Here is a 21,262-nt window from a genome sequence, read left to right as displayed (position 1 = left end):
GCCAGGATCTGGAGCCGACGATGCGCCTTCACTTCCGTGCCGTCCCCATGCTCGCCCTGGGCCTCCTGTCCGCGTGCGCGGTGGGGCCGGACTACCAGCGCCCCACGGCCGTGGTGCCCGCGCGTTTCAAGGAAGCCACGGAGGGCTGGAAGCCCGCCGAGCCCAATGACAGACATGACCGGGGCCCCTGGTGGAAGCGCTTCGGAGACGCGGAGCTGGACGCGCTGGAGGAGAAGGTCGCGAACGCCAACCAGACAGTGGCCAGCTACGAGGCCGCCTACCGCCAGGCGCGCGCCCTGGTGGCGGAGGCCCGCGCGTCGCTGTTCCCCACCCTGGGCGCCTCCGGGTCGGCGGCACGGGCGAAGGGCGCCGGCCGCAGCACCACCATCCCGGGCGGCATCAACGCGGGCGCCAGCACGGTGGGCAACATCTTCGACCTGTCGCTGGACGCGTCCTGGGAGCCGGACCTCTGGGGCAGCGTGCGCCGCCAGGTCTCCGGGGCGAAGGCCTCCGCTCAAGCCGCGGGCTCCGACCTGGACAACGCGAAGCTGGCCGCGCAGGGGCTGCTCGCGCAGAACTATTTCCAGCTGCGCGCGCTGGATGCCACGCAACTGCTGCTGAACGACGCGGTCACCGGCTACCAGAAGTCCCTCCAGCTCACCCAGAACCGCTACGCGCAGGGCGTGGCGGCGCGGCCGGACGTGCTCCAGGCCCAGACGCAGCTCGCCCTGGCGCGGGCCTCCGCGACGGAGAATGAGATTGCCCGGGCCACCTACGAGCACGCCATCGCGGTCCTCGTGGGCGAACCCGCGTCCACCTTCTCCGTGCCGCGCGTGCCGCTGACCGCGACGCCGCCGCCCCTGCCTCTGGAGTTCCCATCCACGCTGCTGGAGCGCCGGCCGGACATCGCCGCGGCGGAGCGCCGGGCCGCCGCCGCGAACGAGCAGATTGGCGTGGCCATGGCCGCGTGGTTTCCCTCCCTCAACCTGAGCGCGTCCGGAGGCTTCGTCAGCTCCACCCTGGCGCAGTGGCTGACGGCGCCCCACCTGGTCTGGTCGTTGGGCCCGCAGCTGGTGGCGACCCTCTTCGACGGCGGGCTGCGCGCCGCGCGGACGGAGCAGTCCTTCGCCACCTATGACCAGGCCGTCGCCAACTACCGGGCCACGGTGCTGGCCGCGTTCCAGGACGTGGAGGACAACCTCGTCTCGCTGCGCGTGCTGGAGCAGGAGGTCGTCATCCAGCAGGAGGCAGTCGGCTACGCGCGGCAGACACTGGATGTCGTGTTGAACCAGTACAAGGCCGGCACCGTGACCTACCTTCAGGTCGTCACCGCGCAGAACACCCTCTACTCCGCCCAACAGACGCTGGCGAGCATCGCCGGACGGCGGATGGTGTCCGCGGTGGGGCTCATCAAGGCGCTGGGCGGCGGCTGGGACACGCCCCCTCCTCCGGCCGACCGGGCCTCCCAGCGGTCGGAGCCCTCCGAGAGGCCACGGCAGTAGGCACACGTCGCATGACACGACGCGTCCGCCCGGAGACGACACCCGGCGGACGCATGCGCGCAGGCCCCTCCAGCCTTCCATTGCCCCGGGTAGGGCAATGCGCCTATGGGAGGGGCATGGCTGACGTGCCTCTTACCGCAGCGGACTTCCCGCCCCCTTCCGTCGAGGAGTGGCGCCGGCTGGTGGACAAGGACCTCAAGGGCAAGCCCTTCACGGTGCTCCAGTCGCCCCTGGAGGGCGGCCTGTCCCTCCAGCCCCTCTACACGCCCCAGGACGCCCCGGCGCCCTCGGAGCCGCCCGGCGTCGCGCCCTACGTGCGCGGCACCCAGCCCCTGGGCCACACCGAGGGCGGATGGCTCTTGTGCCAGGAGTACGCGGGCCCTGACGTCGCCGCGACCGCCGACGCGCTCCGCGAGGACCTGGAGCGCGGCACGCAGGGCGTGTGGCTGCTGCTGGACGCGCCCCACGGCCTGGACGTGAAGGACGAGGCCACGCTGGCGCGGCTGCTCGCGCACGTGCCGATGGAGCGCACGCCGGTGCACCTGGAGCCGACCGCGGACGTGCTGCGGCCCGCGTCCCTGTTGCTGGAGGTGCTGGCGAAGAAGGCCGGCGCCGCGAAGCAGGCCCTGCGCGGCAGCCTGGGCATCGACCCCATCGCGGCGCTCGCACGCCATGGCGCCGCGAAGGTGGACGTGGCCCGCACGCTGGCGGAGGCCGCTCCTCTGGTCACGTCCCTGATCAAGGACGCACCAGGCCTGCGCGCGCTGCTCGTGTCGTCGCGCCCCTGGGCGGACGCGGGCGCCACGTCCGTGCATGAATTGGCGTGGAGCATCGCCACCGGCGTGGAGTACCTGCGCGAGCTGGAGCGCGCGGGCGTGTCCCCGGGTGAAGCCGCGCGGTCCATGCAGTTCGCCCTGTCCGTGGGCGGCCAGTTCTTCCCTGAGATCGCCAAGCTGCGCGCGGCGCGGCTGCTCTGGTCCAAGGTCGTCGCCGCTTCGGGCGGCGCGCCGGAGTCGCAGGCCATGGCGCTGCACGCGCGCACGGCCAGCGCCACCAAGACGCGGCGCGACCCGTGGGTGAACATCCTGCGCGGCACCGCGGAGTCCTTCGCCGCCGTCGTCGCGGGCGCGGACAGCGTGAGCACCGCGCCCTTCGACGAGCCCCTGGGCACGCCCGACGAACAGGGCCGGCGCCTCGCGCGCAACACGCAGCTCATCCTGCGCGACGAGTCCAGCCTCAACCGCGTCGCGGACCCCGCGGGCGGCAGCTACTACCTGGAGCAGCTCACCGGGGAGCTGGCCCGCGCGGCCTGGACGGAGCTGCAACGCATTGAAGCGCTGGGCGGCATCTCCCGCGCCATCGCGCAGGGCGACGTGGCCCGCGTCCTCACGGAGACGCGCACCGCGCGCGACAAGGCCGTGCGCACGCGCAAGCTCCCCATCGTGGGCGTCAGCGAGTTCCCCCACCTCCACGAGGCCCCCGTGCAGCGCGAGGCCCGCGCCGCCATGCCCGCGCAGGGTGAAGGCATCATCGCGCCGCCGAGCCCGGTGCGCATGTCGGAGGCCTTCGAGTCCCTGCGCGACGCGAGCGACCGCTACCACGCGGCGCACGGCGTCCGTCCTCGCGCCTTCATGGCGAACCTGGGCACCGTGGCGGAGCACACCGCGCGCTCCACGTGGATCGCCAACGTGCTCGCCGTGGGCGGCATCGAGCCCAACGAGCACCACGGCTTCGCGGACGTGAACGCCGCCGCGGAGCTGTTCGCGAAGGCAGGCACGACGCTCGCCGTCATCTCCGGCCCGGATGCCCTCTACCCGGAGGCCCTGCCCGTCTACGTCGCGGCCCTCAAGGCGAAGGGCGCCCGCACGGTCGCCGTCGCGGGCCGCCCCGGTGACCACGAGGCCGCCTTCCGCGCGGCTGGCGTGGACCTCTTCCTCTACGCGGGAGCGGACCTGTTCCAGCTCCTGAAGACGCTGCACACGCAACTGGGAGTGGCCTGATGCGCCCCACCGTTCCGGACTTCTCCCGCGTCGCCTTCGACGCCCCCGAAACCCAGACGCCCGCGTCCGTGCTGGAGCAGCAGCGCGCGCACGCGAGCCAGGCCACGGCCACCGCCGAACGCTGGGACACGCCCGAGGGCATCCCGGTGAAGCCGCTCTACACCCGCGAGGACCTGGAGGGCGTGGCGCACCTGGGCTCGCTGCCGGGCCTGCCTCCGTTCGTGCGCGGCCCCTACTCCACCATGTACGTGCAGCAGCCGTGGACGGTGCGCCAGTACGCGGGCTTCTCCACGGCGGAGGCGTCCAACGCCTTCTACCGCCGCAACCTCGCGGCCGGGCAGAAGGGCCTGTCCATCGCGTTCGACCTGGCCACGCACCGGGGTTACGACAGCGACCACCCGCGCGTCGCGGGTGACGTGGGCATGGCGGGCGTCGCCATCGACTCCATCAAGGACATGCGCATCCTGTTCGACCGCATCCCGCTCGACCAGATGAGCGTGTCGATGACGATGAACGGCGCCGTCCTCCCCGTGCTCGCGCTCTACGTGGTCGCGGCCGAGGAACAGGGCGTGAAGCCCGAGCAGCTCAGCGGGACCATCCAGAACGACATCCTCAAGGAGTTCATGGTCCGCAACACGTACATCTATCCGCCCGGCCCCTCGATGCGAATCATCGGGGACATCTTCAAGTTCACGGCGGAGCGGATGCCGCGCTTCAACAGCATCAGCATCAGCGGCTACCACATGCAGGAAGCCGGCGCGACGCAGGACCTGGAGCTGGGCTACACGCTCGCGGACGGCGTGGAGTACGTGCGCGCGGGCCTCGCCGCGGGCCTGGGCGTGGACGCGTTCGCTCCGCGCCTGTCGTTCTTCTGGGCCATCGGGATGAACTTCTTCATGGAGGTGGCCAAGATGCGCGCGGCCCGCCTCCTCTGGGCCCGCCTCATCAAGGGCTTCAACCCCAAGAGCGACAAGAGCCTGGCGCTGCGCACCCATTGCCAGACGTCCGGCTGGAGCCTCACCGCGCAGGACGTCTACAACAACGTCGTGCGCACCTGCGTGGAGGCCATGGCCGCGACCCAGGGCCACACCCAGAGCCTGCACACCAACTCGCTGGACGAAGCCATCGCGCTGCCCACGGACTTCAGCGCGCGCATCGCCCGCAACACCCAGCTCTATCTCCAGTTGGAGAGCGGCACCACGCGCGTCATCGACCCGTGGGGCGGCAGCTACTACGTGGAGCGCCTCACCCACGAGCTGGCCCAGAAGGCCTGGGCCCACATCCAGGAGGTGGAGGCGCTGGGCGGCATGACCAAGGCCATCGACGCGGGCCTGCCCAAGCTGCGCATCGAAGAGGCCGCCGCGCGCACGCAGGCGCGCATCGACTCCGGACGCCAGGCCATCATCGGCGTGAACAAGTACCCGCCGGAGCGCGCGGACAACATCGAAATCCTCAAGGTGGACAACTCCGCCGTGCGCGAGGCGCAGATTGCCCGCCTGCGCGAGCTGCGCGCGGAGCGCAACGCGGAAGACGTCCGCCGCTGCCTGGACGCGCTCACCGAGGCGGGCCGCCGCAACGAGGGCAACCTGCTGGCGCTGGCCATCGACGCGGCTCGGGCGAAGGCGACCGTGGGCGAAATCAGCGACGCCCTGGAGAAGGTCTTCGGGCGCTACGAGGCCACCGTGCGCGGGGTGACGGGCGTGTATTCAGCGGAAGCCGGACAGGCGCAGGGCATCGCGGAGGCGCGGGCGAAGGCGGATGACTTCCTGGCGCGCTTCGGCCGCCGGCCGCGCATCCTCATCGCGAAGATGGGCCAGGACGGCCACGACCGCGGACAGAAGGTCATCGCCACCGCGTTCGCGGACCTGGGCTTCGACGTGGACATTGGCCCGCTGTTCCAGACGCCGGAGGAGTCCGCGCGCCAGGCGGTGGAGAACGACGTGCACGTGGTGGGCGCGTCGTCGCTGGCCGCGGGCCACCTCACGCTGGTGCCGCAGCTCAAGCACGCCCTCAAGGCCCTGGGCCGCGAGGACATCATGGTCGTGGTGGGCGGCGTCATCCCGCCGCAGGACTACGACGCGCTTCGCGCCGCGGGCGCCGCCGCCATCTTCGGCCCGGGCACCGTCATCTCGAAGGCCGCCATCGAGCTGCTCGACAAGCTGGCCGCCGAGCAGGAGGCGGCGTGAAGCTGCTGCCCGCGGACACCTACGTGGACGGCGTGCGCGCGGGCGACAGGGCGGTGCTCGCGCGCGCCATCACCCTGGTGGAGAGCGAGCACCCGAAGCACGCCGCGCTCGCGCAGGAGGTGCTGACGAAGCTGCTGCCCTACACCGGCAAGAGCCGCCGCGTGGGCATCAGCGGCGTGCCGGGCGTGGGCAAGAGCACCTTCATCGACGCGCTGGGCATGCACCTGGTGGGCAGCGGCCAGAAGGTGGCGGTGCTCGCCATCGACCCGTCCAGCAGCATCACGGGTGGCAGCATCCTGGGCGACAAGACGCGCATGTACCGGCTGGCGCGCGAGATGGCCGCGTACATCCGACCCAGTCCCTCCAGCGGCACGCTGGGCGGCGTCGCGCGCAAGACGCGGGAGACGCTGCTGCTCTGCGAGGCCGCCGGCTTCGACGTGGTGCTGGTGGAGACGGTGGGCGTGGGCCAGTCCGAGACGGTGGTCGCGGACCTGGTGGACTTCTACCTGGTGCTGATGCTCGCGGGCGCCGGTGACGAACTACAGGGCATCAAGCGCGGCATCCTCGAAGTCGCGGACATGGTGGCCATCAACAAGGCGGACGGCGACAACCTGCCGCGCGCCACGCGGGCCCGCGCGGAGTACCGCGCCGCCCTGCACCTGATGCGCCCCGGCGCGGAGCCGGTGGTCACCACGTGCAGCGCCATGGAGGGCACCGGCATCGACACGCTGTGGGCCTCCGTGGAGGACGTCGTCACCAAGCGCGTTGCCTCCGGCGAGCTCTCGCACCGGCGCACCCAGCAGCAGGTGGGCTGGATGTGGGCCATGGTGCACGACGGCCTGCGAGCAGCCCTGCGGGCGCACCCCGAGGTGGCCGCCCTGGTACCGGTCCTGGAGCAGGCCGTACGCGAAGGCCGCGCGACGCCCACCTCCGCCGCACTGCGTGTGCTGGGGACATTCCTGCCGCAATCGCAGGCCTGACAAGGCGCGTCGTCCAACGGCCAACGCCTGTCTCAATCGCTTGCCGGGCCTGCACTGCACTCCTAGTGTACGCGCGTGCGACACCCCCAACCGACCACCGCTCCCCAGCCGTACCGGCCCCAGCACCACGTCCGCATCGTCACGGCCGCCAGCCTCTTCGACGGACACGACGCGGCCATCAACGTGATGCGCCGCCTGATGCAGTCCTCCGGCGCGGAGATCATCCACCTGGGCCACAACCGGTCCGTGGCTGAAATCGTGGACTGCGCCATCCAGGAGGACGCCCAGGGCATCGCCCTCACGTCCTACCAGGGCGGCCACGTCGAGTACTTCAAGTACATGATCGACCTGCTGCGCGAGCGCGGCGCGAACATCAAGGTGTTCGGCGGCGGCGGCGGCACCATCCTCCCCACGGAAATCGACGAGCTGCACAAGTACGGCGTCGCGCGCATCTATTCCCCAGACGACGGCCGCGCCATGGGCCTGCAGGGGATGATCGACGACCTCATCTCCCAGTGTGACTTCGAGAAGCGCCCCTCGGACTTCAAGGGCCTGCTCAAGGACCCGCTGCCCCGCGAGCCGGAGCGCATCGCGTCGCTCATCACCATCGCGGAGAACTTCGCGGACGCGGGGGAAGCGCTGCGCACCGCGCTGAAGGACGCCGGCACGAACGCGCCCCGGGTGCCCGTGCTGGGCATCACCGGCACGGGCGGCGCCGGCAAGTCCAGCCTGGTGGACGAGCTGGTGCGCCGCTTCCTGGCGGACTTCCCGGACAAGACGCTCGCCGTGCTCTCCGTGGATCCGTCCAAGCGCAAGTCCGGCGGCGCGCTCCTGGGCGACCGCATCCGCATGAACGCCATCGACAACCCGCGCGTCTACATGCGCTCGATGGCCACCCGCCAGAGCAACCTGGCCCTGTCCCGGCACGTCGCCCATTCCATCGAGGTCTGCAAGGCGGCGGGCTTCGACCTCATCGTGGTGGAGACCTCCGGCATCGGTCAGTCGGACACCGAAATCACCGAGCACTCGGACGTGGCGCTCTACGTGATGACGGCCGAGTACGGCGCGGCGACGCAGCTCGAGAAGATCGACATGCTCGACTTCGCGGACGTCATCGCCATCAACAAGTTCGACAAGCGCGGGTCGCTGGACGCGCTGCGCGACGTGCGCAAGCAGTGGAAGCGCAACCACAACGCCTTCACCCTGGCCGAGGACGCGGTGCCCGTGTACGGCACCATCGCGTCGCAGTTCAACGACCCGGGCATGAACACGCTCTACCGGGCCCTCATCGACGCGCTGGTGAAGAAGACGGGCGCGACGCTGGACAGCCGCTTCCAGCTCTCGCCCGGCATGAGCGAGAAGAAGTGGATCATCCCCCCGGAGCGCACGCGCTACCTGGCCGAAATCGTCGACGCCTGTGAGGACTACGACGGCTTCGTGCGCGCCCAGGCCGCCATTGCCCGGCGCATGTACCAGTTGCACGGCACCATCCAGGCCCTGCGTCAGAACGTGGGGAAGAAGAAGCTGGAAATCGTCGAGCCGAAGGACGCGGCCGACGTGGTGCAGGTGACGGAGCGCGTGGAGGGCGAGCCCGCGTACCTGGGCGACCTGGTGGCGCTGTACCAGGACCTGGAGAGCCGCCTGCACGCGGATTGCCGGCGCCTGCTGGCCGAGTGGCCCGCGACGAAGAAGCGCTACGCGGCGTCCAAGTACCAGTTCCAGGTGCGCGACAAGGTCATCGAGCTGGACCTCATCAGCGAGACGCTGTCGCACCTGCGCGTGCCCAAGATTGCCCTGCCGAAGTATGAGGACTGGGGCGACATCCTGACCTGGCTGCTGCGGGAGAACGCGCCGGGCGCCTTCCCGTTCACCGCGGGCGTCTTCCCGCTCAAGCGCGAGGGCGAGGACCCGGCGCGCATGTTCGCGGGCGAGGGCGGCCCGGAGCGCACCAACAAGCGCTTCCACTACGTGTCACGCGGCCTGCCGGCGAAGCGCCTGTCCACGGCGTTCGACTCGGTGACGCTGTACGGCGAGGACCCGGACCACCGGCCGGACATCTACGGCAAGGTGGGCAACTCGGGCGTGTCCATCGCGAACGTGGACGACGCGAAGAAGCTCTACTCCGGCTTCGACCTGGCGGACCCGTCCACGTCCGTGTCCATGACCATCAACGGCCCGGCGCCCATGCTGCTGGGCTTCTTCCTCAACGCCGCGGTGGATCAGCAGTGCGAGAAGTGGATCCGCGCCAACGGCAAGGTGGAGGAGGTCGAGAAGAAGATTGAAGCGCTCTACAAGGAGCGCGGCCTGCCGCGTCCGCGCTACCAGGGCGAACTGCCCCAGGGCAACGACGGCCTGGGCCTGCTGCTGCTGGGCGTGTCCGGTGACGAAGTGCTGCCCGCGGACGTCTACGCGAAGATCCGCGCGTCCACGCTCCAGGCGGTGCGCGGCACGGTGCAGGCGGACATCCTCAAGGAGGACCAGGCGCAGAACACCTGCATCTTCTCCACGGAGTTCGCCCTGCGCGTGATGGGCGACATCCAGCAGTACTTCATCGACCAGAAGGTGCGGAACTTCTACTCGGTGTCGATTTCCGGGTACCACATCGCGGAGGCCGGGGCGAACCCCATCTCCCAGCTGGCCTTCACGCTGGCGAACGGCTTCACCTTCGTCGAGTACTACCTGTCGCGCGGGATGAACATCGACGACTTCGCGCCCAACCTGTCGTTCTTCTTCTCCAACGGCATGGACCCCGAATACGCGGTGCTGGGGCGCGTGGCCCGCCGCATCTGGGCCAAGGCCATCCGGGACAAGTACGGCGGCAACGACCGGTCGCAGAAGCTGAAGTATCACATCCAGACGTCCGGCCGTTCCCTGCACGCGCAGGAGATTGCCTTCAACGACATCCGCACCACGTTGCAGGCGTTGCTGGCGCTCAACGACAACTGCAATTCGTTGCACACGAACGCCTACGACGAGGCCATCACCACGCCCACGGAGGAGAGCGTGCGGCGCGCGCTGGCCATCCAGCTGGTCATCAACAAGGAGTTCGGCCTGTCGAAGAACGAGAACCCCAACCAGGGCTCGTTCATCATCGAGGAGCTGACGGACCTGGTGGAGGCGGCGGTGCTCAACGAGTTCCGCGCCATCTCCGAGCGCGGCGGCGTGCTGGGCGCGATGGAGCGCATGTACCAGCGCTCCAAGATTCAAGAGGAGTCGCTCTACTACGAGATGCAGAAGCACGACGGGACGCTGCCCATCATCGGGGTGAACACCTTCCTGGATCCGAAGGGTTCCCCCACGGTGACGCCGCCGGAAGTCATCCGCGCGACGAAGGAGGAGAAGGACTACGCCATCACCGCGCGTGACGCCTTCTGGAAGCGCAACGCGAAGACGGCGCCCGCGGCGCTGGAGGCGGTGCGCCGCGCGGCCCTGGACAACGGCAACGTGTTCGGCGCGCTGATGGACGCCTGCAAGGTGTGCACGCTGGGCCAGCTGTCCCGCGCGCTGTACGAGGTGGGCGGCCAGTACCGGCGCAACATGTGATGCGAGCGCCGCGGTCCCGGGTTTCCTGCCCGGGACCGCGGCGTGGGTTCATTCGGGGGCCAGGACTTCGAACTGGCAGCTGGAGTCCCCGAGCGTGGCCGTGGAGTCCGTCCACAGGTCGATGTTGTAGGTCCCGGACGTGGGTGCATTGATGCTCTGCACCCAGCGTTGGCCTACATGTTCCCGGGTGGACTGCACCCAGGTGCCCAGGCCCAGGCTGACGTCCGCGTACAGCTGCACCTGCCCCGGGGTTTCCTTCCAATCACAGCTGAACTGGTAGCGCTGACCGGCCGTGCCCTGGAAGGAAAGGACGTCGTGGTCCACCGGGTCCGGGATGCGAACGGACACGGTCTGCGTTGGCCCTGTCAGCGGCGTCGCCGTGGCCAGGGTGTCGCCGTGGTCATCCGCGCCCAGGTCCTCGATCTGGAGCGTGTAGTGACCCTGCACCCAATACGCCGGCACGGCGGGACTGATGTTCACGCTCACGAAGTGCGAAGTCTGGGACGTCTTGAAGGCCGTCCTCGTGCGGTCACCCGGCGGACCGGTGAACTCGCCGCCCGGTCTGGCATTGCGAACCTCGCAGGCCTTGTCGCCGTCGATGGTGCATGCCCCCCGGTAGTGGTGACCGGCCAGGACGCTCAGGGAGAAGACGTCCGTGTCCGTGACGGTTTCAATCTTCGCCTGCACGGACGAGGTGCCCGCTCCGAGCCGGGTGGCGGTCTCCACGGTGTCGCCGTGGTCCTCCGCCCCCATGTCCTTCAGGACGCACGAATACGGCTGGGTGGTGGTGTTGTCCTGCTGGTCCTTGATGGATGCGAAGAAGACGCCCCCTGGAGACTTGAAGGCCGTGGCGGCATGGTTCTGCAGGGTTGTGTCGTTGTTCGCGACGCCGTAGCGCTGCCCGCTATCATTGATGATGGACAGGTCCCAGTACGGCGTGGGGAAGGTGCAGTCGAGCGCGTAGACCTTGCCCGCCACGGTCTTGAAGGAGAGCAGGTCCCGTTCTCCCCAGTGCTCCCCCTTGCCCACCAGGACCTGCTCCGAGGGCGTCCAGGGTGTCGCCGTGGTGGGCAGGTCGCCGTGGTCGTCCGGCCCCATGTCCACGAAGCGGAACGTGAAGGGCCGACGGGCACCCTCGGCCACCCGCGACACCTCCACGGTATGAAAGACGTTCCCCTTCAGTCCTGACCAATGCCGGGTGATGACGGAGGAGGTGGGGGGGAGCAGGCCTTCATACGCGAGCGTCGTGAAAGTCCCTTCCGCCAGGCTCAAGTAGTGGCCGTCGTTCTCCGCTTCGATGATGAAGTCGTAGTGGTGTCCGGCCTGGGTGAGGAAGGCGAACCGGAGCGGCACGCCCCAATCGCCCCACGGGACGGAGTGGACCTCCGTGAACGACGGCGTCAGCAGCGTGTGGCCCTCCGGGATGACGGGCGGTTGCTCCGTCGAACCGGCGTCCGAACCCGCGTCCGGCTCGGTCCCGGCATCGGTCCCGGCGTCGATGGTGGCTCCCGCGTCAGGCGCGGGATCGTCCTTGGAGTCACAGGCGCTCAGCGCGAAAAGACAGGCGCCGAGCATGAAGGCAGGCAGCGGACGTCTCAAGACAGGCATTGAATGGGCTCCCCCTCTGGAGGACGCCCACCCTATGCGATGGCTGGCGCTTCGCCAAACAACCCTTGCGCATTCACTCTCAGTAAGGACTCGACGTGGGGCGGATGATGATTTCGCTCACGTCCACGTCCGCGGGCTGGCTGATGGCGTAGCTGATGGCGCGGGCGATGGCGTCCGCCGGAATGGCGTCCTTGCGGAACTCGCGCATGTACTCGCGCGACGCCGGGTCACTGATGCTGTCCGCCAGCTCCGACGTGGTGACTCCCGGCGAAATCACCGTCACCCGGATGTCCGCGCCCACCTCCTGGCGCAGGCCTTCGGAGATGGCCATCACCGCGAACTTCGTGGCGCAGTACACCGCCGCCGTCGGGCTCACCGCGTGCCCGCCAATGGAGGACAGGTTGATGAACTGCCCCGCCTTCTGACGCTTCATCACCGGAAGCCCCGCGGCAATGCCGTGCAGCACGCCCCGGATGTTCACGTCGATCATCCGGTCCCACTCGTCCAGCTTCAGCTCCTCCAGCCTGGACAGCGGCATCACCCCCGCGTTGTTGATGAGCACGTCCAGCCGCCCGAACTCCTTCAGCGTGAAGGCCACGAAGCCCTCCACGTCCTCGCGCTTCGTCACGTCCAACGCCTTGTAACGAGCCTCGCCGCCCTTCGACCTCAGCTCGCCCGTCAGCGTCTCCAGCCGGTCCGTCCGGCGCGCGCCCAGCACCACCCTCGCCCCCTGACTGGCGAGCAGGCGGGCCGTCGCCTCGCCAATGCCGCTGCTCGCTCCGGTGATGGCCACCACCTTGCCCTTCATGTCCGTCGTCATCGCTTCCGTCCTCGCTCCTGGGCCCGGCACGAAGGGCGCCGGGGATGACTGCACCCTCTCAAGGAGCGTGGGGACGGCGGTATCCGGATGCTCGCGGACTCTTGCCCATTCCTGCACGAGCGCCCATCCCCGGCGGGAGTTAGAACGAACGCGCATGCCGACCGACCTGAGCCCGCACCTGTCCGAGCTGGCGACGCTGCTGGAGCGCCACACGCCCACGGACGGCATCCACGCCACCGCCATCCCCCGCATGGTGCTCATCCGCGCCTCCCAGCCCTCCACGCCCCTGCACGCGCTGCAAGAGCCGGCGCTGTGCATCGTGGCGCGGGGCCGCAAGCAGGTGCTCCTGGGCGACGAGCTGTATGTCTATGGACCGGACCAGTGCCTCGTCGCGTCCGTGGACCTGCCAGTCACGGGGCAGGTGGTGGAGGCCTCTCCCGACGCGCCCTACCTCTGCTTCCGGTTGGACCTGGAGCCCGGGCAGTTGGGCAGCCTGATGATGGAGGCGGCGCTGGAGGCTCCCGGCCCCACGGACATGGTCCGCGGCCTTGCCCTGGGTCCGGTGGGCGCGCCGCTGCTGGACGCGACAGCGCGGCTGGTGAGGCTGTTGGACACGCCTCGCGACATCCCCGTGCTCGCGCCGCTCGTCATCCGCGAAATCCTCTACCGCCTGCTGTCCGGCGAGAACTCCGAACGGCTGCGGCGCATCGCCATGGCGGACAGCCGCCGCGAGTCCGTCACCCGCGCCATCCACTGGCTCAAGGAGCACTACGCCGCGCCGCTGCGCATCGAACGGCTGGCGCGCACCGTCCACATGAGCCCGTCCGCGCTCCACCACCACTTCAAGTCCGTCACCGCGATGAGCCCGCTGCAGTACCAGAAGCAGCTGCGGCTCCAGGAGGCCCGCCGCCTGATGCTGGCCCAGGCCATGGACGCGGCCATGGCCGGCCACGCCGTGGGCTACGAGAGCCCGTCCCAGTTCAGCCGCGAGTACAGCAGGATGTTCGGTGCACCACCTTCGCGTGACATCGCGAGGCTGCGGGAGTCCCTCGCTTCCGGCCCAACGGCAGTGCGCTAGCCCCCGGGGCCGATGGCGGACCCGGCGCATCGTTTCCACGTTTGCCCCCCTTCCGTGGCCATCGCACCGGAAGGCATCCCTGGCGGGAGGGGCGCGATGTCATCTGGCGAAGGCGGAGACTGGGGACTGAAGCACACGGCGGCACAGCTCACCGCCGAGGAGTTGGAGCAGGTGGCCCGCGAGGAGCCGCCTCGGGATTCGGCCCTGCCCCCCTCGGGCAGCGCCGTGCGGTTCCTGCGGGTGCACCTCATGCGCATCGCGGGCCACCTGGGCGAGTTGCAGCCGCCGGACTTCAGGGAGCTGGTGGGCCAGGCACTCCAGACCGCGGAGGGGCCCACGCCCCTGCTCTTCGTCGCCCAGCTGCGGGAGCGGCTCGCCTTCGAGCGGACCAGCTCACGGCTCTACGCGGGCCTGCTGGTGAAGACCCATGCCCTGGGCAGCTACCCGGGAGGCCCCACGCCGGAGCGGCTGGTGGAGCTGCACAACCAGGAGCTGGACCACCTGAACCTCATCCGCGAGTGCATCTACCGGCTCGGCGTGGACGCGTCCCAGCTGACGGCGCAAGGGGACGGCGCGGATCCGCGGCCCCATGGACTGCTGAGGGCCGTGGACGACCCGTGCGCCACGCTCCCGGACGCACTGCGCGCGGTCCTCATCGCCGAAATCCTCAACAACGCCGGCTGGGCGATGCTCGTGGACCTGGCCCAGGAGCTGGGACCTCCCGACCTGGTGGACGCCTTCCGCGAAGTCCTGCGCGAGGAGACGCTCCACCTGGAAGAGGTCACCACCTGGGTCGCCAACCTGCCGGACGACGTCCGCGTCACCGACGCGCGGGCCTCCGCCAGCTGAGGCGTCAGCGGGCCACGGGCCGCCTGCGGGCCACGCGCTCCCGCACGGTGGCGATGAAGGCCGGCTTGTCCGCGCTGCCCTTCACGCCGTCGAAGTCCAGGTCCAGGTTCTCGGCGACGGCCCGGAGGTATTCCAGACAGGGCTCGTCCGCGGGCGTCTTCCCTTCCGCGAACAGCGGATGGCAGACGGGGCAGTAATTGACCACCCAGACGCGCTCGCCGTCTGGAATCTCCAGCGAGACGGGGCCGCCGTCGCTCCTGTCTTCTTCGTACGGCTCGATGCGCCAGACTCCCGTGGCGTCATCGTCGTCCATGAGCAGCTCGCGGTAGTTGAGGCTGGGGACGAACTCCCACTCGCCCCAGTCGTAGCCGTAGGGCTTCGTCTGCGTGCGGCGGGCGCGGCCCCGGGCCTCCTCGAAGGCGTCCGCGTCCTCCGGCGCCTCATCGGCGGCGAAGAAGAACAGGTCCAGGATGGCTTCGTCGTTGCCGATGCCCTCCTCCTCGCACTCCTTGCCGGTCTTCTCACCGCACTCGAACGACGAGGGAGGACCGCAGACGCTGCATCGGTAGTCGTGGACGCCCATGGCTCCAAGCCTACCCCTTCTGGCCGCGCGCCCTGGTCTCCGTCATTCGCCCTGGGGCGGGTCCTGGATGATGTTGAAGGTGCACGTGAGCTCACCGCCGTCTTCGTAGCGATAGACGAAGCGGCCCTGGGCCTGCCCATCCGCGTAGGCCCGCCGCTCCAGTGTCAGCGTTGCCTCCGTCGGGATGCCGGCGACGGAGGGATAGCCCACCAGGTTGGAGGCGATCGGGAGCCAGTCGCCCACCTTCGACGTGTCCTCGGCCACCAGCGAGTCCCCCTGCCGCAGGAGCTTCGCGGACCAGCCCCCCTCCGTCACCGGACGCAGCCCCGGCATCCAGATGTCCACGCCGAAGCTCGAGAGCCCGGAGTCGTCGTCGGGCGTGTAGAACAGGATGAGCTGCGTGCCATTGGGCCCGCCGATTGCGCCGATGCGCTCCCCGACCCTCAGCATGTTGCTCGCCAGGGGCCAGGCGACGCGCCGGGCGCCGTAGGCGCCGCGGCATTCGCCTTGGGGAGCGGAATCGCAGGCGGTAGCAGTCGAGACGCACACCAACAGCGACAATGCACTGCGGGACAGGGGTCGGAGCATCCGCCCATTTTAACCAAGGTCTCTCCCTCTCATGTCAGTCCCACCGCGTCATTCCTCGCCATCTTTCAACACGTCGAAGGTGCACGTCAGCCCGCCGCCATCCGCGTAGCAGTAGACGAGGTGCCCTTGCGCGGCATACGCCGTCGCGTCCTTCAGCGTCACCGAGCCCTCCACCGGAACACCGGGCGGGGACTGATAGCCGGTCCCCGAGCCGATGTTCCCCACCCATCGCGTCACCAGCGACGACTCCGTGGGCATCAGCCGCGCCTCCCGGGGCGTGAGGCTCACGGTCCGGTTCTTCACCCGGGCGTCCGCCACCAGGTGGATGTCCACCCCGAAGCCCTCGACGGTGCTCCTGGCGGAGCCCGGGCTCCCTGCAATTCCTGCCATCCCCTTCCCGCGGGGAGGGTGAGATGACGCGCCACGGGTGAGCATGCTATGAGGCTGTCGCCGTCTGTCTTTGCCCTTCGCGGTCCGCTCCGGTCAGACGTTGTCTCCCCGGTCGTTCCATCATCCACATTTTTCATTTCCCGCCCGGGGGAGGCGTGGGGCCGTGGGCCCTTCGTGGGCTGCCTCCGGGTTCGTGCCTGGAGTCGTATGTCTTTCCTGTCGGGTTCCGTCCGCGCCTCGCGCCTGGCCATGGCCGCGCTGACCTCCCTGTCCCTGACCCTGGGAGGCTGCGCCACGCTTCCTCCGCGAGGACAGGTCGTCATGCGCGACGTGTCCTTCCCCCTGCGTGACTTCCGCATGCCGTCCGGCCTGCGCGTGGTGGTGGAGCGCGATGCGCGCGCACCCGTGGTGGCGGTGGTCGCGGTGGTGGGCGCGGGAGGCTCCAGCGATCCGGGCGGCAAGGAGGGACTGGCGCACCTGGTGGAGCACCTGGCCTTCCGCGCGCGTCCCGCCAACGGGCCCTCCGTGCAGGCGCGGCTCAATGCCTCCGGCGCTGGGCACTCCAACGCCTCCACCAGCCTGGACTACACCGCGTATGAAGAGCTCGCGCCCAAGGAGTCGCTGGGCGCGCTGGTGAAGCTGGAGGGGGAGCGGCTGTCGTCGCCGCTCTCCAACGTCAGCCCGGAGGTCTTCGCGGTGGAGCGCGAGGTGGTGCGCAACGAGCTGCGCCAGCGCAACGAGACGGGCTACGTGGGCCAGGTGTTCAGCTGGGTGCACGCGGCGTCGTTCCCGGCGGGGGACCCGTACGCGCGGCCCGTGGTGGGTTCGCACGAGTCGCTGTCCGCCCTCACCCTGACGGACGCGCACCGCTTCGCGCGCGCCCACTACCGCCCGGACAACGTCACCCTGGTCATCTCCGGGGACGTGGACCTGGCGGAGGTGGAGGCCACGCTCCTGCAGAACCTGCCGCCCGCGTGGGTGGGCACCGGCGCCCCGCTGGCCCTGGACACGCGCCTGCCCGCGAAGCGCCCGGAGCCCGCGGTCGCTCCAGTCAGCAAGACGATGCCGGTGTACGCGGCGGCGGTGCCGTCGCCGGAGCTGTACCTGTCCTGGGTGCTGCCGCGCTCCTTCGACGAGGCCAGCGCCCTGCATGACTTCGTGGGCGTCAGCCTGGACAGCAACCTCTGGGAGGCGGTGCGCAGCGATGGCGACATCGCGGGCATCTCCACGGGGCTGGTGCCCGGCACCCGCGCGTCGCTGCTCATCGTGCGCGTGCACCTGTCTCGCGGGGACCACCCGGAGCGCAGCGCGGAGAAGGTCCTGGACCAGGTGCACAAGACCTGGAGCGGGGAGATTGAAGCCAGCGGCGTGCTGGGCCAGGAGTTCAACTTCCAGTCCCTGCGCCGCCAGGTGGTGACGAACATGGTGCTGGAGTCGGAGCGGCTGCTGGCGCGGACCCGGAGCCGCGCGCTGCTCACCCACTTCACCACGGACGTGCGCTCGTACACGCGCTCGCAGATGGCGCTGATGGGGCTGGGCGGGAGCAAGGTGACGGACTTCGCGTACCAGTGGCTCCAGCGCGACCGGGCGCACGCCATCCTCGTGCGGCCGGGAGAGAGCGGTACGCCGACGGCGCTCCCCACGCTGGCGAAGCTGCCCGGGGGCGAGCCCGCGGTGGAGGGCGGCGAGCGCGTCACGCCGTCCATGCTGGCGGCCACCACGGCGCCCGTGCAGGTGCTGAAGCTGGAGAACGGCATGGAGGTGCTGCTGGTGCCCCGGCCGGGCCTGCCGGTGGTGCGAGTGGGCGCGGCGATGGGCGGCGGAACGGCGCACGGGGTGAAGCCGGGCGTGGCGGACCTGGCGAAGTGGGGCTCCTTCCGCGAGTCGCACTTCGAGGGCCGCCCGAGCGACTGGGGCCTGCACGAGTCCACCCGCACGGCGCTGGACCACGTGCGCGTGGACATGGCCGGCACGGCGGGCAACGTGGGCAACATGCTGGCGATGCTCGCGGAGGACCTGTCCACCACCCGCACGTCGGAGGCCGTGGTGCGCTACTGGCGCGAGCAGGTGCAGCCCTGGCGTGAGGCGGTGGACACGCGGCCGGAAGTGCTCGCGCACCGCAACCTGATGCAGGCGCTCTACGGCACGCACCCCTACGCCACCGAGGCCACGGGCGCGCAGATGGCGAAGGTGTCCTGGTCGGAGGCGCAGGAGTGGCTGGAGGACGTCTACCGCCCGGGCAACACGACGGTGGTGGTGGCGGGGGAGTTCGAAGTGAAGGACGTCGAGCCGATGGTGCGCAAGTACCTGGGCGACTGGAGCCGGGGCAAGCCGCAGCCGGTGGCCGCGCCGCCCGCGCCTGCGCTGCCCGCGGCGTCCGCGAAGGTGAACACGCTCTTCACCGCGCGGCCCGGGGCCACGCAGGGCCAGGTGCAGCTGGCCTGCCGGCTGCCCACGGCCACGCCGGAGCTGGAGGCGCGCTACGCGCTGATGGCGGAGCTGCTGGAGGTGGAGGCCTACGAACGGACGCGCTCCGGAACGGGAGCGTCCTACGGCTTCGGCGCCGAGCCCTGGATTGGCCGGGGCGGCGCGGCGCACCTCCTGCTGGGTGGCAGCCTGGATGCGCAGCGGATGAGCGAAGGCGTGGCGTCGCTGCGCGAGACGCTGGCGGCGTTCGCGAAGGAGGTGTCCGAAAAGGACCTGGCGAATGCCCGCGCGCGGTTGCTGGCGCGGCAGGGGGTGTCGTTCATCTCCACGGATGCGTGGGTGGAGGCGCTGCTCGAGGCGCGCGTGCGGGGCTTCCCGGTGGAGTCGGTGGCGCAGCGCCCCGCGCACCTCCAGGCGGTGACGGCGGACGCGCTGAAGCAGGAGTTCGCGGGCTGCCTCCAGCGCCTCGTGGTGAGCGTCACGGGGGATGAGCAGCCCAGCCGCGCCGCGCTCCAGGCGGTGTCGGTGCCGTAGCGGGAAGGCCTCCGGTCCGGCGGGCACGACCCGCCGGGCCGCGTGCCTTCGTATGATGGGGCATGCGAGTCATGGACCCCCGCCGGACGCGGTATCTGCTGGGTGCGCTGCTGTCATGGGGCGCCTCCGCCTGTCACGGGACGGACGGGCCCACGGCTCCGTGCGAGGGCGCTGACTGCGCCGCGCCCGGGCTCATCCGGGCGTTCGAGAAGGGCGCCCCGTCCTCCCGGGTGCGGCCGCGCGCGGACTTCGGCGGGCTCAAGGTGCGGCGGGCCGCTGGACGCACCTTCGTGCTGGAGACGACGCAGGACGCGGAAGGACGGGACACCCGCCGGCTCACCGTGTCCGCGCGGGACGGCACGCCCCTGTGGCGGTTCGACGCGGTGGCCCGTGACCACTTGAGTGACTTCACGGTGCACCCGTCCGGGGAGGTCACCGTGGGCCTCGAGCGCACCATCGCGCCAGGGCCGACGTACGACCTGGTGCGACTGTCCTCCGAGGGGAAGGTGTTGTCCTGGGAGCGGCTGCCCATCCCCAGGACGGTGCCCGAAGCCGACCTGGGGGGAACCCTGCTTCCCCCCGCGTTCCACATGAAGTCCGCCTATGTCCACGCCCTCACCGACGGCTGGCTGCGCACGGAGGCCCGCGGCGAGGACCTGGCCGTGGCCTTCCTGTCGCTCGTGGCCGTCCCCCCTGGCGAACCTGCCAGCTGGGAGCAGGCGTCGGGCGTGATGACGCTCCAGTGGAAGGACGGGCGCTACACCGAGCAGTGGACCCGCGTCGTCGACGGGAGCCACTTCACCCAGCCGGCCGCCTGGGCCTACGACGAATTCCGCTGGCGCGAGGCCGCGCTCCGGCCGCTGCTCGCGGTGGACGCGGACGGACGGCTGGTGGTGGGGCGCACCTGGAACAGCTCCCGCTGCCTGGCCTCCAGCCGCACGTTCAATGACTTCACCTCCGTGCACTGCCGCTCCGGCGATGACGTCACCACGCCCTCGGACACCGAACGGCAGCCCTTCGCCATGACGGCCTTCACGCCGGTGGGGACGCGCATCGGGACGCACGTCTTCGTCCCCACCCGGGCAGCGGAGTTCGTCGTCTTCGACATGGCGGTGCGCGACGGAGAGGTGGCGCTCGCGGGCACCGTGGTGACGGAGGGCACGGATGGCACCATCGCCTGGTACCCGTCCGCGCCGGGCGTGGAGGACCGGATGACGCCCTATGACGGCTATCTGGGCGTGCTGTCGCTGGACTCGGGCGCGCTGCGCTTCGAGCACCGCGTGGACACGGGCCGCGCGGACCACTTCTCCGCGTTGCGCTGGACGGACGCGGGGCTCGTCGCCGTGGGAGCCTCTGGTTGGGACCGGTGGGACGGAGGGATGAGCATCTCGCGCGGTGCGGGCCCGCTGCTCGCGCTCGCGTCCACCGATGGCCAGACGGTGCGCACGCGGCGGCCCGGCCCCGAGGGCCAGGGCCGCCATTTCCACCTGCTGGGCGTGGACGCGGACGGGGACTCGCTGGTGGCGGTGGGGCTCGAGGAGGCGCCGATGACGCACTCCGGAGACAACGGTCACCTGGAGGCCATGACCTTCGGCGGGCTCACGGTGGAGCTGCGCTGAAGCCACCCGCGCGCCCTCACGGGCTCAGTGGCCCGGCGACACGTAGCAGAAGTCAGACAGGTAGGGGCAGTCCTGCGGGCAACTGGACGGCGTCTCCCCGTCGCAGCACACGCTGTCGCCGCAGACGGGCCCGAAGCCACAATCCTGCGGGCAGTTGAAGGCATTCTCCGTGCTGGGGTCGCAGGTGTAATCGCCGCAGTAGCCGGCGGGGCTGCCGCAGTCCTGCGGGCAGTTGTAGGAGTTCTCCGTGTTGGGATTGCACACGCTGTCACCGCAGTAACCGGGGCTGCCGCAGTCCTGCGGGCAATTGTAGACATTCTCCGCGCTGGGGTCGCAGATGCTGTCACCACAGACGGCGCACAGGCCGGCGGAGGACGCGGACGCGAACCCCATGGGGCTCACGTAGCAGAAGTCAGACAGGTAGGGGGGGCGCTCTCAAGCGGTCGTCGCAACAGCTGACGCGAATACTTCGGCAGGCGTTCGCCATGCAAGCGTTTGACGCGGGCGCCCGTTAAGTTCGTGCGCGATGGCGTCGAGTTGCTTGCCGGAGAGGGC

The 21,262-nt window shown here is 70.3% G+C and carries 15 protein-coding genes and 1 pseudogene; 9 read left to right on the top strand and 7 right to left on the bottom strand.

Going from position 1 to position 21,262, the window contains the following annotated elements; translation table 11 throughout:
- Window positions 1-20: 20 nt before the first annotated feature.
- The 5 genes from D7Y15_RS16360 (at window position 21) to D7Y15_RS16340 (ending at window position 10,211) form a co-directional block, all read left to right on the top strand.
- Window positions 21-1,502 carry an efflux transporter outer membrane subunit gene (locus tag D7Y15_RS16360; protein ID WP_121753163.1) on the top strand — a complete coding sequence of 494 codons (1,482 nt, stop codon included), beginning with the start codon at window positions 21-23 and terminating at the stop codon, window positions 1,500-1,502.
- A gap of 116 nt (window positions 1,503-1,618) precedes the next feature.
- Complete coding sequence (locus D7Y15_RS16355; protein WP_121753162.1) at window positions 1,619-3,502, top strand: methylmalonyl-CoA mutase family protein; 1,884 nt, start codon at window positions 1,619-1,621, stop codon at window positions 3,500-3,502.
- Complete coding sequence (scpA, locus tag D7Y15_RS16350; protein WP_121753161.1) at window positions 3,502-5,688, top strand: methylmalonyl-CoA mutase; 2,187 nt, start codon at window positions 3,502-3,504, stop codon at window positions 5,686-5,688. The genes D7Y15_RS16355 and scpA overlap by 1 nt, the downstream gene beginning before the upstream one ends.
- Window positions 5,685-6,668: a methylmalonyl Co-A mutase-associated GTPase MeaB gene (gene meaB / locus D7Y15_RS16345; RefSeq protein WP_121753160.1), complete on the top strand. Its 984-nt coding sequence runs from the start codon at window positions 5,685-5,687 to the stop codon at window positions 6,666-6,668. Before scpA ends, meaB begins: the two co-directional genes overlap by 4 nt.
- A gap of 75 nt (window positions 6,669-6,743) precedes the next feature.
- Entirely contained in the window at window positions 6,744-10,211 is a 3,468-nt protein-coding gene (locus tag D7Y15_RS16340; protein ID WP_121753159.1) for a methylmalonyl-CoA mutase family protein, read from the top strand.
- Window positions 10,212-10,259: 48 nt separating this feature from the next.
- Here D7Y15_RS16340 and D7Y15_RS16335 read toward each other — a convergent pair whose 3' ends face one another.
- Window positions 10,260-11,819 (bottom strand): hypothetical protein, encoded by a 1,560-nt coding sequence (locus D7Y15_RS16335; protein WP_126935579.1) that lies wholly within the window; start codon window positions 11,817-11,819, stop codon window positions 10,260-10,262.
- Window positions 11,820-11,898: 79 nt separating this feature from the next.
- Complete coding sequence (locus D7Y15_RS16330) at window positions 11,899-12,639, bottom strand: SDR family oxidoreductase (protein ID WP_121753157.1); 741 nt, start codon at window positions 12,637-12,639, stop codon at window positions 11,899-11,901.
- A 154-nt stretch (window positions 12,640-12,793) separates the two neighbouring features.
- On the opposite strand from D7Y15_RS16330, the gene D7Y15_RS16325 reads away from it, so the two are divergent.
- The gene (locus D7Y15_RS16325) at window positions 12,794-13,717 is read left to right on the top strand and encodes an AraC family transcriptional regulator (RefSeq protein WP_121753156.1); all 924 of its coding nucleotides are present in this window, start codon (window positions 12,794-12,796) and stop codon (window positions 13,715-13,717) included.
- Between the two features lie 96 nt (window positions 13,718-13,813).
- Complete coding sequence (locus tag D7Y15_RS16320) at window positions 13,814-14,566, top strand: ferritin-like domain-containing protein (protein WP_121753155.1); 753 nt, start codon at window positions 13,814-13,816, stop codon at window positions 14,564-14,566.
- Window positions 14,567-14,570: 4 nt separating this feature from the next.
- On the opposite strand, the gene D7Y15_RS16315 is transcribed toward D7Y15_RS16320, so the two are convergent.
- From D7Y15_RS16315 to D7Y15_RS16305, 3 genes are all read right to left on the bottom strand, one after another.
- Window positions 14,571-15,149, bottom strand: coding sequence for a hypothetical protein (locus tag D7Y15_RS16315; protein WP_120574443.1), 579 nt, complete (start codon window positions 15,147-15,149; stop codon window positions 14,571-14,573).
- Window positions 15,150-15,191: 42 nt separating this feature from the next.
- Window positions 15,192-15,599 carry a hypothetical protein gene (locus D7Y15_RS16310; RefSeq protein WP_120574442.1) on the bottom strand — a complete coding sequence of 136 codons (408 nt, stop codon included), beginning with the start codon at window positions 15,597-15,599 and terminating at the stop codon, window positions 15,192-15,194.
- A gap of 186 nt (window positions 15,600-15,785) precedes the next feature.
- Window positions 15,786-16,127 (bottom strand): hypothetical protein, encoded by a 342-nt coding sequence (locus D7Y15_RS16305; RefSeq protein ID WP_126935581.1) that lies wholly within the window; start codon window positions 16,125-16,127, stop codon window positions 15,786-15,788.
- A gap of 207 nt (window positions 16,128-16,334) precedes the next feature.
- Between D7Y15_RS16305 and D7Y15_RS16300 the strand changes: the two genes are divergently transcribed.
- A complete protein-coding gene (locus D7Y15_RS16300; RefSeq protein WP_121753154.1) occupies window positions 16,335-19,088 on the top strand; it encodes a pitrilysin family protein in 2,754 nt (917 codons plus the stop codon).
- A 62-nt stretch (window positions 19,089-19,150) separates the two neighbouring features.
- The gene (locus D7Y15_RS16295; protein WP_148712784.1) at window positions 19,151-20,707 is read left to right on the top strand and encodes a hypothetical protein; all 1,557 of its coding nucleotides are present in this window, start codon (window positions 19,151-19,153) and stop codon (window positions 20,705-20,707) included.
- A gap of 24 nt (window positions 20,708-20,731) precedes the next feature.
- Here D7Y15_RS16295 and D7Y15_RS16290 read toward each other — a convergent pair whose 3' ends face one another.
- Window positions 20,732-21,100 carry a hypothetical protein gene (locus D7Y15_RS16290; RefSeq protein ID WP_121753152.1) on the bottom strand — a complete coding sequence of 123 codons (369 nt, stop codon included), beginning with the start codon at window positions 21,098-21,100 and terminating at the stop codon, window positions 20,732-20,734.
- Between the two features lie 42 nt (window positions 21,101-21,142).
- Window positions 21,143-21,262: pseudogene (locus D7Y15_RS45755) on the bottom strand (IS30 family transposase); the annotation flags it as partial.

The sequence above is a fragment of the Corallococcus sp. AB030 genome (genome assembly GCF_003668965.1).
Lineage (GTDB): Bacteria > Myxococcota > Myxococcia > Myxococcales > Myxococcaceae > Corallococcus > Corallococcus exiguus.
The sequence above is the reverse complement of the archived record's forward strand: the minus strand, read 5'-3'. Positions and strand labels throughout refer to the sequence as shown.

Excerpts from the sequence above, each read along its gene's own strand:
- D7Y15_RS16360 (WP_121753163.1), top strand. The coding sequence starts at position 21 with ATGCGCCTTCACTTCCGTGCCGTCCCCATGCTCGCCCTGGGCCTCCTG.
- D7Y15_RS16355 (WP_121753162.1), top strand. The coding sequence starts at position 1,619 with ATGGCTGACGTGCCTCTTACCGCAGCGGACTTCCCGCCCCCTTCCGTC.
- scpA (WP_121753161.1), top strand. The coding sequence starts at position 3,502 with ATGCGCCCCACCGTTCCGGACTTCTCCCGCGTCGCCTTCGACGCCCCC.
- D7Y15_RS16335 (WP_126935579.1), bottom strand. The coding sequence starts at position 11,819 with ATGCCTGTCTTGAGACGTCCGCTGCCTGCCTTCATGCTCGGCGCCTGT.
- D7Y15_RS16330 (WP_121753157.1), bottom strand. The coding sequence starts at position 12,639 with ATGACGACGGACATGAAGGGCAAGGTGGTGGCCATCACCGGAGCGAGC.
- D7Y15_RS16325 (WP_121753156.1), top strand. The coding sequence starts at position 12,794 with ATGCCGACCGACCTGAGCCCGCACCTGTCCGAGCTGGCGACGCTGCTG.
- D7Y15_RS16320 (WP_121753155.1), top strand. The coding sequence starts at position 13,814 with ATGTCATCTGGCGAAGGCGGAGACTGGGGACTGAAGCACACGGCGGCA.
- D7Y15_RS16315 (WP_120574443.1), bottom strand. The coding sequence starts at position 15,149 with ATGGGCGTCCACGACTACCGATGCAGCGTCTGCGGTCCTCCCTCGTCG.
- D7Y15_RS16310 (WP_120574442.1), bottom strand. The coding sequence starts at position 15,599 with ATGCTGAGGGTCGGGGAGCGCATCGGCGCAATCGGCGGGCCCAATGGC.
- D7Y15_RS16305 (WP_126935581.1), bottom strand. The coding sequence starts at position 16,127 with ATGGCAGGAATTGCAGGGAGCCCGGGCTCCGCCAGGAGCACCGTCGAG.
- D7Y15_RS16300 (WP_121753154.1), top strand. The coding sequence starts at position 16,335 with ATGTCTTTCCTGTCGGGTTCCGTCCGCGCCTCGCGCCTGGCCATGGCC.
- D7Y15_RS16295 (WP_148712784.1), top strand. The coding sequence starts at position 19,151 with ATGCGAGTCATGGACCCCCGCCGGACGCGGTATCTGCTGGGTGCGCTG.
- D7Y15_RS16290 (WP_121753152.1), bottom strand. The coding sequence starts at position 21,100 with ATGGGGTTCGCGTCCGCGTCCTCCGCCGGCCTGTGCGCCGTCTGTGGT.